At 34.6% G+C, this 19286-nt stretch carries 12 protein-coding genes; 9 read left to right on the top strand and 3 right to left on the bottom strand.

Features of this window, described 5'->3' with window-relative positions; all coding sequences use genetic code 11:
* Positions 1 to 30: 30 nt before the first annotated feature.
* Positions 31 to 3474 (bottom strand): hypothetical protein, encoded by a 3444-nt coding sequence (locus E9099_RS05605; protein ID WP_136582714.1) that lies wholly within the window; start codon positions 3472 to 3474, stop codon positions 31 to 33.
* Between the two features lie 212 nt (positions 3475 to 3686).
* Here E9099_RS05605 and E9099_RS05600 point away from each other — a divergent pair, with 212 nt between their 5' ends.
* The 6 genes from E9099_RS05600 to E9099_RS05575 all read left to right on the top strand — a co-directional run bounded on the left by E9099_RS05600 (position 3687) and on the right by E9099_RS05575 (position 13666).
* Positions 3687 to 4448, top strand: coding sequence for an exodeoxyribonuclease III (locus tag E9099_RS05600; RefSeq protein ID WP_136582713.1), 762 nt, complete (start codon positions 3687 to 3689; stop codon positions 4446 to 4448).
* Between the two features lie 21 nt (positions 4449 to 4469).
* The gene (locus E9099_RS05595) at positions 4470 to 5423 is read left to right on the top strand and encodes a flagellar motor protein MotB (protein ID WP_136582712.1); all 954 of its coding nucleotides are present in this window, start codon (positions 4470 to 4472) and stop codon (positions 5421 to 5423) included.
* Positions 5424 to 5602: 179 nt separating this feature from the next.
* A complete protein-coding gene (locus tag E9099_RS05590; protein WP_136582711.1) occupies positions 5603 to 6637 on the top strand; it encodes an aldo/keto reductase in 1035 nt (344 codons plus the stop codon).
* 149 nt (positions 6638 to 6786) lie between these two features.
* Entirely contained in the window at positions 6787 to 10806 is a 4020-nt protein-coding gene (locus tag E9099_RS05585) for a gliding motility-associated C-terminal domain-containing protein (RefSeq protein ID WP_136582710.1), read from the top strand.
* A 28-nt stretch (positions 10807 to 10834) separates the two neighbouring features.
* Entirely contained in the window at positions 10835 to 11740 is a 906-nt protein-coding gene (locus E9099_RS05580) for a type IX secretion system membrane protein PorP/SprF (RefSeq protein ID WP_136582709.1), read from the top strand.
* A gap of 21 nt (positions 11741 to 11761) precedes the next feature.
* Positions 11762 to 13666 (top strand): OmpA family protein, encoded by a 1905-nt coding sequence (locus E9099_RS05575; RefSeq protein ID WP_136582708.1) that lies wholly within the window; start codon positions 11762 to 11764, stop codon positions 13664 to 13666.
* Positions 13667 to 14067: 401 nt separating this feature from the next.
* Here E9099_RS05575 and E9099_RS05570 read toward each other — a convergent pair whose 3' ends face one another.
* Both E9099_RS05570 and E9099_RS05565 read right to left on the bottom strand, forming a co-directional pair.
* Positions 14068 to 15615 carry an Rne/Rng family ribonuclease gene (locus tag E9099_RS05570; protein WP_136582707.1) on the bottom strand — a complete coding sequence of 516 codons (1548 nt, stop codon included), beginning with the start codon at positions 15613 to 15615 and terminating at the stop codon, positions 14068 to 14070.
* A gap of 344 nt (positions 15616 to 15959) precedes the next feature.
* Positions 15960 to 16250 carry an HU family DNA-binding protein gene (locus E9099_RS05565; protein ID WP_055442767.1) on the bottom strand — a complete coding sequence of 97 codons (291 nt, stop codon included), beginning with the start codon at positions 16248 to 16250 and terminating at the stop codon, positions 15960 to 15962.
* A 137-nt stretch (positions 16251 to 16387) separates the two neighbouring features.
* Here E9099_RS05565 and mutY point away from each other — a divergent pair, with 137 nt between their 5' ends.
* From mutY to E9099_RS05550, 3 genes are all read left to right on the top strand, one after another.
* Positions 16388 to 17428: an A/G-specific adenine glycosylase gene (mutY, locus tag E9099_RS05560; protein WP_136582706.1), complete on the top strand. Its 1041-nt coding sequence runs from the start codon at positions 16388 to 16390 to the stop codon at positions 17426 to 17428.
* Positions 17429 to 17520: 92 nt separating this feature from the next.
* On the top strand, positions 17521 to 17970 hold the full coding sequence (locus E9099_RS05555) for a single-stranded DNA-binding protein (RefSeq protein ID WP_136582705.1): 450 nt from the start codon (positions 17521 to 17523) through the stop codon (positions 17968 to 17970).
* Between the two features lie 9 nt (positions 17971 to 17979).
* The gene (locus E9099_RS05550) at positions 17980 to 19284 is read left to right on the top strand and encodes a gliding motility-associated protein GldE (protein WP_136582704.1); all 1305 of its coding nucleotides are present in this window, start codon (positions 17980 to 17982) and stop codon (positions 19282 to 19284) included.
* The last annotated feature ends 2 nt before the right edge of the window (positions 19285 to 19286 follow it).

Here is a 19286-nt window from a genome sequence, read left to right as displayed (position 1 = left end):
GTAACAAAGGTTACAAAGGTTACAAATGTCTTAAAAATAAGCTTTTAGTTGCACATTTCCGGTGTGGATCGTCTTGCTGGTTTCGGTCTTACGTCCAAAATACGTTAGGTTTAAATCTAAAAATTTGGTTAGTTTCTTTTGTGCTAATAAGGTCCAAGTAAAGTTTTTTCCGGGTTGTAACCCTTCTAACATTTGGAAAGCAACTGGACTGTTAGCGTTACCTTCAAAGTTGTTGTTAAAGACATTAAATTCGCCAGAAATGGCACCAACTTGTGCATTATCCTTCGGGGAAAACGCAAAAGACAGACCGTATTTTTGTTGTTTTAAGCTCTCTAGATTGTTGATGGTATTGTCTTTGTTTGTAAATTGGTAAAAGACATCAAACTGCACATTGTCGTTTAATAAATAAGATAATTTAGGATTGAATTTATTAGAGTCAATATCAAAGTTTTTACTGCTGAAGTTTTCACTGTTGCTAAATTGTTGTTCCAAGGCAGAAGTAACAGTTACTAACCAACTATTTTTAATTTTATGGATAAAATTTAACTGATGACTTTTAAGATTGTTCTCTATAAATCCGAAGCTTAGCGTGTTTTCGCTACTATTCCATAAATAGGTGTAGGATGTGGTGTAGCGCTGTTTTCCGCGATTAAAAAACAAGACATTTCTAAAATTAAGTGTTAGTCCTAGTTGGTTGTCTTCGCCCTGCTTAAATGGATTTAAGTCAAAATCTGCATCATCACGTATAATTTTTCGATCTATTAAATAGCTACTTTGATTATAAAATTTAGACAGTATTTTTTTAGTTTTGTTTTTAGAACTGACCCAATCAATAGGGTTTAAGGTTAGTGATTGGCTTAATCTATTTTGGTGGGTTTTAATATAAACTTGATTGGGTAAAAGTACTCTAATATATTCTCCTTGATCTTGGAATTGTGCTATTTCAAACTCTTCAAGTTCTTGTATTCCGTTTTCATTATAATCAATCCATGTATAAGTCCCTTGGCCAGGTTCGACTTGCACATAGGTAAAGTCTTGTTGCGGTAAGGTTCCAGAATTCGTTTCAAAAGCAGTGTTCCAAAGGATTCCATTTTTTAAAAAACGTTGATTAAAAAGTAAGCGCGAGTTTAAGGAGTTTTCATTATCCTTGTCTTCGTCTTTGTTTTTTAGCGTTCGGTAATTGACGTATAGGGATAAATTTGTTTTTTCATTTTTAAGGAGTCGTGAATCTAAGTAATAGGTGTTGGAGTTGTTGACGCGGTCAAGTGTTCCGTTGCGTAAACTGTCATTTACACGATATTTGTATCCAACTTCAGCATAAATATTACTGCTGTCTCCAATACCAGTAAAAACTTCGTAATCAGTAAAGCGTTGTGTTAAGTCTGTAAATTGCTGTGTTTGGTTAATGCGTTCTTTGTTTTCTTCAGCAGAAACACCAGCTCCTATCCATTGTTTTTTTAATTTGTACACGGCTTTATTATACGTTCTGAAAAACTTCGAGGAGTTGTCGCTTCCTTCGGCTTTTAATATATTAGTGTTAGTTGATAATCGTAAATTACCAATGTTAATATTTGCTAAGACGTTGTGTTTGCTTCCTGAAAAGTTTTCGGAATAATCTAAGTGCTGGAAACTATAATTAATATAGCCTTTTTTATGATGAAAACTTTGCAGGCCAACCGACACTAATGTTTGGTCGCCAAAGTTTGTGTTTAATAGGTTAGAATCGGTTTGACTTAAATTCCAATCACGGTTAAACTCAGGCACATATAAACGTTGTATAGTTTTAAAGTTTTGTTGAATATAATCGGCATCTAGAACAACGTTTAAATTCCATAAACTGTCATTCTTGATTATATTTTGTTCGACGTTAAGCTTTCCTGCAAATCCAGTGTTGTTGGTGTCGTCAATGTTTGAAAATAAGTTAAGATCGTTTTTACTAGCTGCCAATTCAAAACCAACAGTAGTTTTTTTAGTTGGTTTGTAAGCACCGTTTAGTGTCGCTATTTGTAATAGTGTAGGTGCGACTAATTGCACAATAGGGGCATAGTTACCTTGTTTAATTCCAGATATTGGAGCTGTGTATTGGTAAATATTATTTATAGCATTGGTTGATGATAAAGTGTAATCACCTTGATTATCTCCAACTAATGTAAAAGTGACACCAAATAAGGTGTCTTCAGGATTATTAGAAAACACATAAATGTCTTCTCCATTAAAAAGTTCTTTTTTATATAAGATACGGTTTTCATTAAAGGTTTCTGGCACCTCGGAAGATGTTACCATTTGTTGCATGTCATCTCCTGCGGTACTTAAAATTGAGACTTGGTCTTCAGATAGGTTTTGCTGTAGTGGGTTGTTTTTTGAATCGTTTTCAGAATAGACGGTGACACCCAGTTTTAGTTTTTCGCTTTCATGACTTGCGCCACCATAAGCTACAATTCGAGAGTAGTTTCTTTCTGAGTATTGAAAGTCTATACTGATTCTCATCTCTGAAGTAACTGGGTAGGTCGGGTTGAATATAATTTCGCCAGCATTATAATCGATAATATAATCTTCATTTTCGCCTCGTTTTAAAGTAACGCCATTTACATAAACGGTTTCACTTCCAGATACAATTAATACAAATAACTCTCCGTTGGGGCCTTGTAATTTATAAGGGCCTTGATTACCTTCTTGCGCTGTAAATTGATAGTTAGTAAATTGACCACGTACTAAGGCGCCTGATGCAAATACATTAGTTTGTTGGTCCTCGTCGCCAAACTGGGCCTTTACTTGTAAGCCTTGCACGCGTTTAGAGAAAGAAGCAAAATAAGACTGGTCGTTAACTAGGTCTATATCTCCAGCACGTATGGCCCAATCGTCAGAAAATAGTTCTAAAAACACCTGGTCAAATTCATCTAGCCTTTGCGAGTATCCTGTTTCTTGTAATGGGATATTAGCATCTTGTATACTAGCGCGAAGGGTTACCTTATCGTTTAATTTACCGGTAATTTGTAGATCGAGTTCGCTATTTAAAACTGAGTTTTGATTGTTTCCAATGGTGACCCCACGACTAATACTTCCTGAAGTTGTTAATCCATCAAAAGGTGTGTATGTTTTATTGGTATTAGGTTGTGTAAGTTTAACCAGTTTGTTAATATTATCTGTATTTTCTACAATCACACTTTTATCAAATTGTGTGTAGGTTCTAGTTAAAAACTCAGGATAATTCTGATAGTTAATAATTATGGAATCGGTTGCTATAGGTTTTATAAAGGTAAGTATGGATTTACCAAAATCAACAGTGTAATAGCTAGAGTCTATTATTGCACCGGTCGTAGTTTCAATTTTAAAACCAGTAGTATTAATACTGACGCTGTCAATTTGGATGGTTTTGTTGGTTGCAACAGTCTTTCGGTTTAACCCGTTAGTCTGTTCTTGCGCAAACGCAAAAATTCCGAAGAAAAATAAAAAACAGGTAATGGTTAGTTTCATCTATATCTATAACACTGTTATTACTATATTATTTTGTTAATATTTTTTCAGTAAAAGTGAAGTAATTTATCTTGTAAAAGTAAAGCATTATTTAATTTAGCCGAAACAAATATTAAAAGCATGAAACAAGCTTTCTAAAAAGTTTGTCTTCTAAAAAAGATGTAGTCATTAGCTAACAACATTTGATCGATTAAAACAATTAACAAACACACATGAAAATTATCTCGTATAACGTCAACGGAATTAGAGCAGCAATCAATAAAGGGTTTATAGAATGGCTGCAAAGTGCAGATCCAGATGTGATTTGTTTGCAAGAGATTAAAGCAATGGAAGAGCAGTTGGATTTGGACTTGTTTAAAGACGCAGGTTACCATTATAATTATTGGTTTAGTGCACAGAAAAAAGGATATAGTGGTGTTGCTGTTTTGTGTAAAACAGAACCTAATCATGTAGAATATGGTACAGGAATTGAATCTATGGATTTTGAAGGTCGTAATATACGTGTCGATTATGATGATTTGTCAGTTATGAGCATGTATTTGCCTTCGGGGACTAATGCGGCACGACTAGAGCATAAGTTTGATTATATGGATTTAATCCAAAAGTATTTGAATAAGTTAACGGATACTTTGCCAAATTTAGTGGTTTGTGGCGATTACAATATTTGTCACGAAGCAATAGATATACATAATCCAAAAATGAAGGGGGTTTCAGGATTTTTACCAGAAGAGCGCGAGTGGCTAGGTGCTTTTATAGACTCTGGATTTGTAGATTCGTTTAGGTATCTAAATCCGGAGCGTCAAGAATATTCGTGGTGGAGTTATCGTGCAAATTCTAGAGCTAATAATAAAGGTTGGCGTTTGGATTATGCCATGGTTAGTCAGCCATTACAACAAAATATAAAAAGAGCAGTTATACTACCAGAAGCTAAGCATAGTGACCATTGTCCTATTTTAGTAGAAATCAAATCATAATCCCAAATAGTAATTTATAAAATGAAAAACAGAATAACAGTAATCCTATTAGTACTTATTGCAACCAGTTGTGTGTCGCCAAAAGTGTACAAAGAGTTAGAGAGTAAATACGCGACTTTAAAACAGGAGAATAGGTCTTTAAAAGATGAAAACAGTGAGTTGTTAAAAACTAAAAATAAAGCAGCGAATGACTTAGCGGAATTACAAGCAGAGTATGACGAAGCTTTAAAGCGTCGTGATCAGTTAGAGTCTGATTACACCGTGACTAAAAGTAAATACGATACCCTAAAAGCATCTTATGAGGCATTGGATGCTAATAGTAGTTCTGCCATTGCTGCAAACACGCAAAAAAATAGAGAGTTGTTAGCACAATTAGAAACTAAAGAGGAAGCATTAGCGACGGAAAATGCAAGATTAGAGCAGCTTAAAAAAGAATTAGAATCGCGTTCGCAACGTGTTGCAGATTTAGAAAGTATTATTGCGTCTAAAGAAGCAGAAATGATTGCGCTTAAAGATGCAATATCAAGTGCATTAACAGATTTTGAAGGTAAAGGATTAACCATTGAACAGCGTAACGGAAAAGTATATGTTTCTATGGAAAATAAATTATTGTTCGAATCTGGTAGTTGGGCAGTCGGAACACAAGGTCGTAAAGCGGTTAAACAGTTAGGGACCGTGTTAGGTGATAACCCAGAAATAGCAGTCTTAATAGAAGGGCATACGGATGATGCGCCCTATTCGCCACGAGGTAATATTAGCAATAACTGGGATTTGTCGACAAAACGAGCGACTGCAATCGTAACCATTTTGCAAGAAAACGGAAATATAAAAGCTGATAATTTGACAGCTGCTGGACGTGGAGAATTTGCCCCAATTGCACCAAACACAACAGCAGAAGGTAAGGCTAAAAACCGTCGTATAGAAGTTATATTAACTCCAAAATTAGACAAAATAACAAACCTTTTAAATAATTAAGAAGGGCGTTACCGCAAGGGTCGGGCTATCAGTTATATCTTTTTTTGCCATTTATGGCAGCAAAAAAAGGATGCCACTACTATCCCTAACGCAAACCTTAATACACATTAGACCTTTAGTTACTAATAATAACTAAAGGTCTTTTTTATATTTGTTGAATATCCTAAATTTTCAAATCGATGAAATACACAACATTACCAAACACAGATATTAAAGTTAGTAAAATTTGCTTGGGTACCATGACTTTTGGTAACCAAAATACGGAAGCAGAAGGGCATGCGCAGTTAGACTATGCGGTAGAGCAAGGTGTTAATTTTATTGATACAGCAGAATTGTATCCCGTACCAGCAACAGCAGAAACGTCAGGTAGAACAAGTGAAATTATTGGGACGTGGTTAAAACATCAAAAACGGGAAAATCTTGTTGTCGCTTCAAAAATTGCGGGAACAGGAGATTATACGGCACATATACGTACGACGGGATTTACAGCAGGCTCTATTAAAGAGGCAGTTGATCTAGAATTAAAAAGACTTCAAACGGACTATATAGATCTGTATCAATTGCATTGGCCAGAGCGAGAAACCAACACTTTTGGTGTTAGAGATTATAATCATAACCCGAATGATCCGTGGACAGATAATTTTAGAGAAGTACTAGAGGCTTTAGATCAAGTTAAAAAAGAAGGTAAAATTAGGCAAGTTGGTTTATCGAATGAAAAAGCATGGGGAACGATGCGTTATCTAGAAGAGTCCAAAAATAATAACTTGCCAAGACCAGTAACTGTCCAAAATGCATATTCGCTTTTAAACCGTGTTTTTGAAGGAGATATGGCTGAGGTGTCAATAAGAGAAAATATTGGATTATTAGTTTATTCTCCTATGGCATTTGGCGTGCTATCAGGGAAATACATAAAAGGTATAGAGGGAGAAAAGGCACGTTTACACCTGTTTCCAAGATTTGCTAGATACAGTAGTATGCAGTCTACAGAGGCTACAAGACGGTATTTAGAATTAGCAGAAGCGAATAATATGACACTCGCTCAAATGTCGCTTTCTTTTGTCAATCAGCGTGTTTTTGTGACTAGTAATATTATTGGGGCAACGACCTTAAAACAGTTAAAAGAGAATATTGATTCTATAAATTTAACATTAAAGGGTGATTTAATTCAAGAAATAGATAAAATACATGCAGTAATTCCAAATCCTGCACCTTGATGATTGTAAGGTTTTACTGTTAATTCATTGTCAAATTAGTGTTATTTAACGATGAATATTGCGTTTAATCTATAATAGTGTTTTTAACAGTTTTTAAACAGCGTTTTTTTTTAGTTTAGGTCTCTAATTAACTAACGACTTCTTAAAAAATGAAAAAAACTACGTTCATTTTAGCTGTGCTACTATTGTTTATAGGCTGGCAAGCTAATTCACAAATTACAACTTATCCTTATACGGAAGACTTCGAAGCTGGAGATGGAGGATGGATAGCTGACAACACCGTGGCAGGGACATGGGCACTTGGTTTACCGGCAGATGCTGTAATTAATAGTGCGGCTTCAGGTGCTAATTCATGGATGACTAATTTAGCAGGAAATTACAATACTTCAGAAAATTCAAGTGTAACAAGTCCTGTATTTGACTTATCCTCACTAACAGCGCCAACAGTATCATTTAGTATATGGTGGGAATCAGAGTTTAGTTGGGATGGAACAGTTTTTCAAAGTTCTATAGATAATGGGGTGACTTGGCAAAATGTAGGAGCACTTGGTGACCCTGATAACTGGTACAATGATAATACAATTAGTGGTAGTCCAGGTGGGCAGTCCGTAGGTTGGACAGGGCGTGACGGTTCTGGATCAGATGGATGGGTTACTGCAAGTCATGTGTTGATAGGTTTAGCAGGAGAGACTAATGTTATTTTTAGATTTGCATTTGGATCTGACACATCCGGACAAGATGATGGGTTTGCTTTTGATGATGTTTCCATTTTTAATACAAGCTGCGCTAGTCCTTCGGGATTAGAAGCTAATGGAATAACAGCAAATTCAGTCGATTTGTCTTGGATTGAAGGAGGTGTAGAGTCAGTATGGGAAGTGGTAATACAGCCAATTGGGACAGGGGTTCCTGTAGGTGCAGGAGCACCAGCAATGACTAACGCTCCTTATGTTGATAATACACTTACACCAGCAACAGATTATGAGTTTTATGTTAGGGCTGATTGTGGAACAGAATTTAGTTCTTGGGCAGGGCCGGTTACGTTTTCTACAGCGTGTGCTGTTTTTGTGCCAGATTATTTAGAGGATTTTGCTGCTATTCCAGCAAATTGTTGGGATGTAGCCAGTAACGGTGATGTAATTACAGGGCCAGAAGGTATTGGAGCAAGTAGTTGGGCTGCTGATGAATTTCTTAACATGGGGACTGGTGATGGAGCATATAAAATAAATTTATACTTTAATAATGTTAGTGATTGGATTTTAAGTCCTCAAATTGATTTGACAGGAGTTCCTTATCAGGTTGAGTTTGATTTTGGTATAAGGGAATATGGTAGTTCAGATACTGCCGGTGTTTTAGGTTCTGACGATACAATTGAGTTACTAATATCAATAGATAATGGTGTTACTTGGACTGTTTTGGAAACTATTGACTCTTCAAGCGTTGTTCCTGAATCTGGAACACATATTGTACAGAACTTAAGTGTATATTCTGGAGCAATTGCGCAATTTGCAATCAGAGCATCAGATGGAATAGTTAATGATCCAGAAGATAATGATATTTTTATTGATAATTTTCAAGTGCGTGCAATCCCGTCTTGTCCAGAGCCAATAGGATTAGTCATTGATGCAGTGACAGAAACTTCTGCGGATATTTCTTGGAATGCTGGAGGTGTTGAAACAGAATGGAATTATGTATTTCAATTGGCAGGAACAGGAGCGCCAACATCAGGAGCAACTGTTAGTACTACAGCTATGTCGGAAACAGGGCTGGATCCTGCAACAGACTACGAGGTGTATGTTCAATCAATTTGTACTACAGGTACTAGTGAATGGGTTGGGCCTTTTAGTTTTTCAACATTACTACAGTTTGATTTTACTTTAGATTGTCCTACGGGTGGACCACAAACACTTGATTATTGTTACGGTGATAATGATACTAATGTTTTTACATTTAGTTCAATAGATGGTACCCCTCTTAATTTGACAATTAACGCAGGGCAAGTTGAAAATAACTATGATGAGGTTGTTATATTAGATTCCGACGGAGTTACTAATTTAAATACAGCATACCCTTACGGCTCATCGGGACAATTAGCAGGTCTAACTTTTCAATCTACAGGAGATACTATTTCTTTTGCTGTTACTTCAGATTTTTCTGGTAGTTGTCAAAGTAATTCAACATACACTTCAATCAACTTAACTGTTACTTGTGCAACTTGTATTAATCCAGCAGCAACATATGTCGTTGTTGATGATTGTGCAAATGGTGAGCAATTTTTAGTAGATGTAGATATTGCATCTTTAGGGGATGCTACTTCTGTCGTTATAGAAGATAATCAAGGTACTGCACCAGTAAGCGTTAGCGCTATAGGTGTCGAGCAATTTGGACCATACCCTTTTAATACGGATGTTGTTTTTACGGTAACTAATGAGTTGGATTCTAGTTGTGTTATAACAAGTAGGCCAATTGCTTTAGCAGCATGTCCTCCTGATAATGATGATCCATGTGATGCAACAGTAGCGATAGTAAACAATGATGAAGCATGTGTTGATGTTAATTCAGGGACTTTATTAGAAGCAACAGATTCAGGGTTACCTGGAGAGTCATGTGGTACAGGTGTCGATGATGATGTGTGGTTTCAATTTGTTGCAACAGGAGAACAACACATAATACAAATTGAATATGTAGGTGGTTTTTTGAGTATCGATCATGCGGTTTATGAGCAAGGTGCAGATTGTAATGATTTAACACAATTATATTGTACTGATGAAGAATTTAGTTTAACACCAGTATTAACAGTGGGTAATACGTATTTTATTAGAATATTTTCTTCTGGAACAACTCCAACAGCTATAAATTTTGATTTATGTATACAAACATTAGAAGCTCCTACTTTTTGCTCGGAGGCTTTGCCTATTTGTGCAGATTTGGCAGAACCGTTTTCTAACGTGTCAGATGGTTCTGTATCACCAGTATATATAGATTATGGTTGTTTAAGTACGCAGCCAAATCCATTATGGAATACCATTAATACCGATTTAGCAGGTGATTATTCGTTTACTTTAGAACAAACCTCTTTAGCAGGAGCGTTAATTGATGTTGATTTTATTGTGTGGGGGCCATTTGCTTCACAGGACGGAGGATGTTACGAGTTATTGCCAGAAAATATAGCGGACTGTAGTTATTCTTCAGTTTCAACAGAAACTGTAGAGTTAATTGATGCGCCTGCTGATAGTGTTTATATTATTTTGATTACGAATTTTGATGGTGATGATGGGACATATACCTTTACTCAAGATAGTGGACCAGTTAACGGTATTAATTGTGACGTTGTTTGTGAGGTTGCTTTAGATTATGACGGCATTGCAATAGAACAAGGTGTCTCTGCTCCAGAAGGATCAAGTGACACGATTAATTTATGTGGATATGATGCTGTTACATTAACGGCTACTACGGCATATGCTGTGGACAGTATTGAATGGTATGTTAATGATATTTATCAGGATGGCGAAAATTCTTCAACTTTGGTGGCAACCGAACCTGGAACTTACCAGGTAATTGTTGGTGGAGGGATTTGCAATGACTTTACACTATCTTTATTAACCACTATCAATTTTTATGAATCCGCTACAGCTGATCAAGCATTAGATATGGAATCTTGTGAAGATGCTTCAGGACATGGGGAATTTGATTTAGAGTCTCAAACGGCAACCATACTTGGTGCTCAAAGCTCTAGTGATTTTGTAGTTACTTATTATTCTACCTTGTCAGATGCTCAAGCTGGTACTGCAGCGTTAACATCTCCTTATGTAGGAGTAGATGGAACGACTATTTATGTTAGAGTAGAGCATGTTAATGCAGTTGGCTCTAATTCTGGTTGTGCATCGACTAATACAAGCTTTAATTTAATTTTAGAGTCTTGTGTTTTTCCACAGGGTATTTCGCCAAATGGAGATCGAGTTAACGATAGTTTTGACTTAAGTAATTTTGATGTTCAAAATATAGAGATTTTTAATCGTAATGGTCGTTTAGTGTATTCTAAAGCCAATTATACTAACGAGTGGGAAGGACAATCCGATAATGGAGATATGCTTCCTGTTGGAACATATTACTATGTTGTTAAATATAATGGAACGGAAGAAAAAGCCGCTTGGGTATACATAAATAGATAAACTAACTAGAAAACCAATAAGATAACAGATGAAAAAATTAGTATATATCGTATTCCTAGTGTTTATAGGTGTACAAGCCCAACAAGATCCGCAATACACACAATACATGTATAACATGAATGTGGTAAACCCGGCTTATGCTGGATCGACAGAAGGTGTTTCCATAGGAGCGCTTTACAGAAGTCAGTGGGTTGGTTTAGAAGGAGCACCAACTACAGGGACGCTAGCCATACATTCTCCGGTAGGGAAAAATGTAGGTTTAGGTTTGTCTTTAATTAGTGATGAAATAGGACCTGTAACAGAGACAAATGCTTACGTTGATTTCTCTTACACTATACCAGTAGGAGTAACAACTAAATTGGCCTTTGGTATAAAAGCAGGAGCCACGTTCCATGATATTGGATTAAGAGGGATAGAATTAATAGATCCTACGGATCAATTGTTTTCGGAGAATATAAATGAAACAACACCAAATATAGGGGCAGGTTTATATTTTTATAAGCCAAGTAAATTTTATATCTCGGCTTCTATGCCTAATATCTTAAGTTCAGTGCATTTGGATGATAATGGTACTAAAATAGGATCAGAGACGCAACACTTTTTTGGAGCAGCAGGATATGTATTTGACCTATCAGAAAACTTTAAGCTAAAGCCACATGCTTTAGCTAAAGTAGCATTTGATGCGCCAGTAAGTTTTGATGTTAATTTAAATTTATTTATGTATGATTTTGTTGAGGTAGGAGCAGGGTACCGTATAGACGATTCTTTTAGTGGTATGATTAACTTTTTAGTTGCACCAAATTTAAGAATTGGTTATGCGTATGACACAATCCAATCTCAGTTAGATGTGGTTACTAATTCTTCTCATGAGATTTTTATCAATTTTGATATCAATTTACCAAGTAAAGTTTCACGTTCACCACGTTATTTCTAATCCATTAAGCTAACCAATACAATGAAAAAAATACAATTATTTATTATAACACTTGTAACCTTGAGTAGCTTTAATATGACTGCTCAAAACGACAATACTAAAAGTGCTGATAAGCATTTTGAGAAACTAGAATTTGTAGAAGCAGCTAAAGCTTATACTAAGTTAGTGGAAAAAGGAGAAGCAGATGCATATGTTTATGAGCGTCTTGCTGAAGCTAATTATAACACCTTCAATACTGTTGAAGCTGAAAAATGGTTTGCAAAAGCTTTAGAAACGAATGCAAATGCAGACATGCTGTTTAAGTATTCTGAAATGCTAAAGGCTAACGGAAAATACGATGCTTCAAATGCAGAGATGGCGACTTTTACTTCTACATATCCTACTGACGGAAGGGCTATTGCTTTTAAAGCAAATCCAAATTATTTAGATGATATCTTGAAGTCAGAAGAAAAATTTACTGTTGAAAATTTAGATTTTAATACACCAGCTTCAGATTTTGGAGGAACTTTAAAAGATGGTAAATTATATTTTACTTCTGCTAGAAATGATTCAAGACGTACTTATGGGTGGAATGATCAACCGTATTTAGATGTTTACGAATTAGCGGTCACTGAAGATGGTAGTCTTTCTGAAGCGAACTTAATTAACGGGAAAATTAATACAAAGTATCATGAAGGGATTGTATCTATTACGCCTGATGGTAATACAATGTATTTTTCACGAGAGAGTTTTTTCGAAAACATGTACGAAAAGTCAGAAAGTGGAAATGTCAAAATAAGTGTATTACAATTGTTTAAAGCAACAAAAAATGAAGGAACTTGGGGTGATATTGAAGCTTTAAATATTAATACAAACACCTATTCTGTGAAAAATCCATCAGTAAGTAAAGATGGAAGTACATTGTATTTTGCATCAGACATGCCTGGAGGATTTGGTTTGTATGATATCTATAAGGCAAGTATAGAGTCTAATGGTATGTTAGGGACTCCAGAAAATTTAGGAACTAAAATAAATACTTCAGGGCAAGAGATGTTCCCGTTTGCAGGAGATGATGCTTATTTGTATTTTTCTTCTAACGGTCATTTAGGACTTGGTAATTTAGATGTGTTTTATGCAGAATATTCTGGAGGTCGTATATTAAAAAATATTGGAGCGCCTATAAATAGTAAGGCTGATGATTTTGCTTTTGCTATATATGAAGATAAAAAGGGATACGTTTCTTCTAACCGTGCTGGTGGAAAAGGTAGTGATGATATTTATGCTATTAAGGAAATTAAGCCTTTATGTGATGTAAATATGATTGTAAGCGTTGAAAATGAAGAAACAGGCGAGAAAGTAGGTAATGCGTCGGTAACACTTTATGATGTTAAAGGAAGCGTGCTTGCTACACAAGCAACAAACGCAGATGGTATTGTTACATTTAAAACAGATTGTGGTATTGAAACGAGCTTAAAAGTAACAAAAGAAGAATTTGAAGATAAAGCTGTAACGGTTAATGCTACACAAGAGGAAAGCAAAGCTGTAAGTGTTAATTTAACACCAATTAAGAAAATTATTGTTGCAGACAAAGTGGTTTTAGATCCAATATACTTTGAGTTTAATAAGTCTGATATTACGGAACAAGGCGCATCAGAGTTGGATAGATTAGTGTCGGTAATGACTAAATATCCAGAAATGGTTATTTATGCAACTTCACACACAGATAGTAGAGGTAAAGCTGATTATAATATGAGTTTATCAGATAAAAGAGCTAAGTCTACTGTAGCTTATGTTGTTTCTAAAGGTATCGCTGTAAGTAGAATTACAGGTGAAGGAAAAGGTGAGACAGTGCCTTTATCTGACTGCGGTGCAAGTTGTACTGAAGAACAATATCAATTAAATAGACGTTCTGAGTTTACTATTGTAAGCGGAGGACCAGGTAATTAGTAAACAACCATTTAACCAATAACCAAACTGTTAACCAAGAAAGCCACATCATATTGATGTGGCTTTTTTTTGGGGGTTATATACATTAAGAGTGAAATTAATAGGGAGCAATTATGAAGTAAGAATAATATATAGTTTTATTTTATAATACTTTATGGAGGTTTAAGAGTGGCCTTGATGTATAGTTGTTTTGTGCGTTAAGGATAGTAGTGGCATCCTTTTTAAACCGTTAAATTTTATTATTGTGGATAATTAAAGGCTTAATGTTGTCCGTTTTATGGCTGATAGAAACCATGTTTAAAAAGATATAACGGATAGCCTGACCCTTTGGGTAACGCCCTTATAATTGTTAATTATTGAGCATAAAAAAACCTCACTAAATAAATAGTGAGGTTTTTTTGTTATTTAATTCGTTTACCATTTTGATCATTAAAATGATATTCAAGGTATGTGTAAGCATCTCTTGGTTGTATCTTTACCCATTTTTTGTGTTCAAAAAACCATTTTGAACGAATCGATGGAAAGCCTTTTGTTAAGAAGGCTGCTATAAAAGGATGTGTGTTTAAAGTCACCTTTTTGTAGTCTTTTTTTAATAGTTGTTCTAAGTCATGAGTTATTTTAGGCACTATATTAATTGGTGCTTCGACTTCTTCTCCCTTAAAACCGTTAGGATTATCCTCTCTGGTTTTAATGTTCATTTCTGGTCGTACTCTTTGACGTGTTATTTGAATCAATCCAAACTTACTAGGAGGTAATATTTTGTGTTTGGCACGATCATCTTTCATCTCATCACGAAGATGATTAAAAAGTTTTTTCCTGTGTTCTGCAGTATTTAAATCTATAAAATCTACTACAATAATTCCACCCATATCACGAAGTCTTAATTGTCGTGCAACTTCTGTTGCAGAGATTAAGTTAACTTCTAATGCGGTGTCTTCTTGAGAGTTAGCTTTATTAGATCTATTACCACTATTTACATCTACGACGTGTAGTGCTTCTGTATGTTCTATAACAAGGTATGCACCTTTAGACATAGAAACAGTTTTGCCAAAAGCGGTCTTGATTTGTCTTTCTATTCCAAATTTTTCAAATATTGGAATGGTAGACGACTGATGTAATTTAACGATTGATTCTTTTTTTGGTGCAATTTGTTGCACATAGTCTTTTACTTGTACATATAAGGCGTCATCATCTACATGAATTCCGGTAAAGGAGTCATTAAATATATCTCTTAACATAGAAGAGGCTTTATTTAATTCGCCCAAAACTTTGGTAGGATGATTTGCTTTATATAATTTTTTACACATTGCGGTCCAACGACCAAGCAAGTTTTGTAAATCGGTATCTAGTTCGGCTACTTTTTTGCCTTCTGCTACAGTACGTACAATAACTCCAAAACCTGGGGGAGTTATACTCCTTACCAAGCGTTTTAAGCGCTCTTTTTCTTCTTTGCTTTCTATCTTTTGAGAGATTGAAATGCGGTCAGAAAAAGGCACTAAAACAATATATCTACCAGCTATGGAAAGCTCAGAGCTTATCCTTGGGCCTTTTGTAGATATAGGTTCTTTTACTATTTGTACTAAAATAGACTGATTTGATTTTAAGACATCACTAATTTTTCCGTCTTTATCAATATCTTTTTCAAATGGGTAATTTTTTAAAGAAAAATCTTTTAGTTTACCTGTGCTTACACTTTTTGTGAATTTTAAAAGGGAAGACATTTTAGGGCCTAAATCGTGATAATGCAAAAACGCATCTTTCTCGTAACCAACATTAACAAATGCGGCATTTAGGCCTGGAACAGCTTTTCTTACTTTGGCAATAAACACATCACCAACTGCAAAGTTGTTCCCGTCTTCTTCTTTATGTAATTCAATTAATTTTCCATCTTTTAATAAGGCAAAATCAACAGCTTCTGGACTAGATCTAATAATTAATTCTTTATCCATTTAGGTTAATTTTTATCCATACAATAAAGTATAGATGGATTATACATTGTATTTTAACTTATAAAAAGTTAAAATATTTCACAGGATTTTTTAAATCCGGCAGAGTTTAATAATTACGCAAGGTTGTACGTATTATAGATAAACTCAATTTTCAAAGAACGATAATTTTTTAAACCAAAAAAGTAGTTTTTTAAAACTACTTTTTTGAATTACTTTTTCTTCTTGTGACGGTTAGCGCGTCTACGTTTTTTACGCTTATGCGTAGCAACCTTGTGTCTTTTACGTTTTTTACCACTTGGCATACGGTGAATGTTTTTAAATTAATAATTCGGTTATAATATTGTTTACTTTACGTCTACGTTAGTTTTTACACCCTCTACAAAAACTTTTGCAGGTTTAAACGCTGGGATATTGTGAGCAGGGATCTTGATAGTCGTATTTTTTGAAATATTTCTTCCTGTCTTTTCTGCTCTTGTTTTAATAATGAAGCTACCAAAACCTCTAAGGTATACATTGTCGCCTCCTTCTAAAGATGTTTTAACCTCTTCCATAAAAGTCTCTACAGTTGCCTGCACATCTCCTTTTTCAATTCCTAGTTTTTCAGAAATCTTTGCTACTAAATCAGCTTTAGTCATTTTCTTTTCTTATTTGCGTTATTAATTTTTCTAAGGGTTGGCAAATATAGTCATTTATTATTCAATATTTCAAACCTAATTCATTAAAATTTAATGTGATAAACTTTACTTTTGCTTTTCTTACTTTTTTCTCATAAATGAATGTCTCAAAACAACTAATTAATTGGTACACAGATAATAAACGGGATCTGCCTTGGCGCAACACCACAAACCCTTATTTTATTTGGCTTTCCGAAATCATATTACAACAAACACAAGTGGTTCAGGGACTACCATATTACCATGCTTTTACCACTAATTTCCCTACTGTTTTTGATTTAGCTAATGCAGAAGAGCAGGAGGTGTTAAAATTATGGCAAGGACTAGGATATTACTCTAGAGCTAGAAATTTACATACTTCGGCTAAATATATAGTCAATGCGTTAGAAGGACAATTTCCAAATACTTTTGACGAGATTCTGAAGTTAAAAGGTGTTGGCGATTATACAGCAAGTGCAATTGCTTCTATTTGTTTTAATCAAGTCACGGCAGTTGTAGATGGTAATGTGTATAGAGCTTTGTCTAGGATTTACGGAATTGATACACCTATTAATACTGGAAAAGGATTTAAAGTGTTTAAAGCTTTAGCGCAACAATTAATAGATGTAAAACAACCTGCAACTTTTAATCAGGCTATAATGGAGTTTGGTGCACGCTTATGTAAACCTAAAAATCCAGATTGTACTATATGTCCGTTTAATACTAAATGTGTTGCTTTACAAAAGGATAGTGTAAGTCATTTACCAGTCAAGCTGAAAAACGTAAAGGTTACCAAAAAGTATTTTAATTTTATAGTAGTATGTGCTCAAGATCAAAAAACGATTTTGGAGCAACGTCAAGGTCCGGGTATTTGGCAAAATTTATATCAATTTCCGTTAGTCGAAACTTTAAAAGAAGCAACACATACTATGATTGAAAAAGAAATTGAGTCACTTTCAGTTTTAAAAGGGAAGTCTTTTGATTTGTCATTATATAATGACAAGGTAATTGTGCATAAACTTTCTCATCAACATTTATATACTAAATTTTGGATTGTAACTAATACGGACCATATATTAGACGGGATTCCTATTGAAGATATAAAAGAGTATCCAGTACCGAAATTAATTGGAGATTTTATAGAAAAATTTAATTTTTAAACAAGAAAGGTCAGTGCTTCAATATTTTTTATTAAATTTATTTACATTGACGCTTAAAGCTGTAATTTTGTAGCAGTAATAAATCAATATTTATGTCAGGAACACTTAATAAAGTAATGCTAATTGGGCATTTAGGAGATGAAGTAAAGATGCACTATTTTGAAGGTGGTGGTTGTGTTGGTCGTTTTCCATTGGCAACTAACGAGACTTATACTAGTAAGCAAACTAACGAGCGTGTTACCAATACAGATTGGCATAATATAGTAGTCCGTAATAAAGCGGCTGAAATTTGTGAAAAGTACTTAACTAAAGGAGATAAGGTCTATGTCGAAGGACGTATAAAAAACAGAAAATGGCAAGATGACTCCGGTAACGAGCGTTATAGTACAGAGATACAAGTGTCAGATTTTAGATTTTTAAGTACCAAACGTGACCCAGAAGCGGCACCTCCAGAAGGAACAACGCAACAACAAGCAAAATCAAACACAGAAAAACCTGTGACGCGTAAACCAATATCTAGTGATGATGATCTCCCGTTTTAATAACTAATTATGGACCCTGAACCCTCGAGTTTTATAGCTTTAATAATTTCCGACAATATTAATGTTGCACTTGGTTTTGTGCTTTTAATTGTGCTTTTAATATGCTCTGCCATGATATCCGGAGCGGAAGTGGCCTTGTTCTCACTATCTAAGTCAGATTTAGAAGACGAAGCATTACAGAGCAAAAAGCAAATACAGATCATCACAAAATTACTAATCAGGCCAAAAAAATTATTAGCAACAATCTTGGTCGCAAATAATTTTATTAACATAGGGATTGTAATATTATTTGCCTTTTTAGGTAATTATATATTTGCAGGTGTTGCTTCTGTTGTAGTTAAATTTGTATTGGAAGTGGTGGTTATCACCTTTTTAATTTTATTGTTTGGAGAGATTTTACCCAAAATTTATGCCAGTCGTAATAATTTGAAATTCGCAACATTTATGGCATTTCCATTAGGGGTCTTAGATATCTTATTTTCGCCTTTAAGTTTGCCTATGCGAAGTATTACTTTGGGAATACACCGTAAATTGGGTAAACAAAAATCTAATATTAGTGTCGATCAATTGTCTCAAGCTTTGGAGTTAACTAGCGAGCATGATACCACTAAAGAAGAACAAAAAATACTGCAAGGTATCGTTAGCTTTGGTAATACAGATACTAAGCAAGTTATGCAGCCGCGTATTGACGTATTTGCATTAAATGTAGAACAACCCTATAGTGATATTATACCCGAAATTATTGATAACGGTTATTCTAGAATTCCGGTATATAAGGATAATATGGATAATATTATAGGTGTTCTTTATGTTAAAGATTTACTACCTTTTATAGATAAAAAGACTTTTGATTGGACCACTTTATTGCGGGAACCATTTTTTGTTCCAGAAAATAAAAAGTTGGATGATTTGATGTCAGAGTTTCAAGAGAAGAAAGTACACTTAGCAATGGTAGTGGACGAGTATGGAGGGACTTCTGGCTTAGTATCTCTAGAAGATATTATTGAAGAGATTGTAGGAGATATTAGTGACGAATTTGATGACGAAGATCTAGTATACTCCAAACTAGATGATAAAAATTATGCTTTTGAAGGTAAAACAGCATTAAAGGATTTTTATAAAATTATAAAGATTGCGGATGATAGTGTTTTTGAAGATTATAAAGGTGAAGCTGAAACCCTTGCTGGTTTTATTTTAGAAAATTCTGGAGGCTTTCCAAAACGAAATAGTAAAATAAATTTCGGAAAATACGTTTTTACTATAGAGGCTTTGGATAAAAAACGAATCAAACGCGTCAAAGTTACATTGCCTTAAAC

The sequence above is a fragment of the Psychroserpens sp. NJDZ02 genome, assembly GCF_004843725.1.
In the GTDB taxonomy this organism is placed as follows: domain Bacteria; phylum Bacteroidota; class Bacteroidia; order Flavobacteriales; family Flavobacteriaceae; genus Olleya.
Note: the sequence above shows the minus strand (reverse complement) of the source record. Positions and strands in the feature narration are given on the sequence as shown.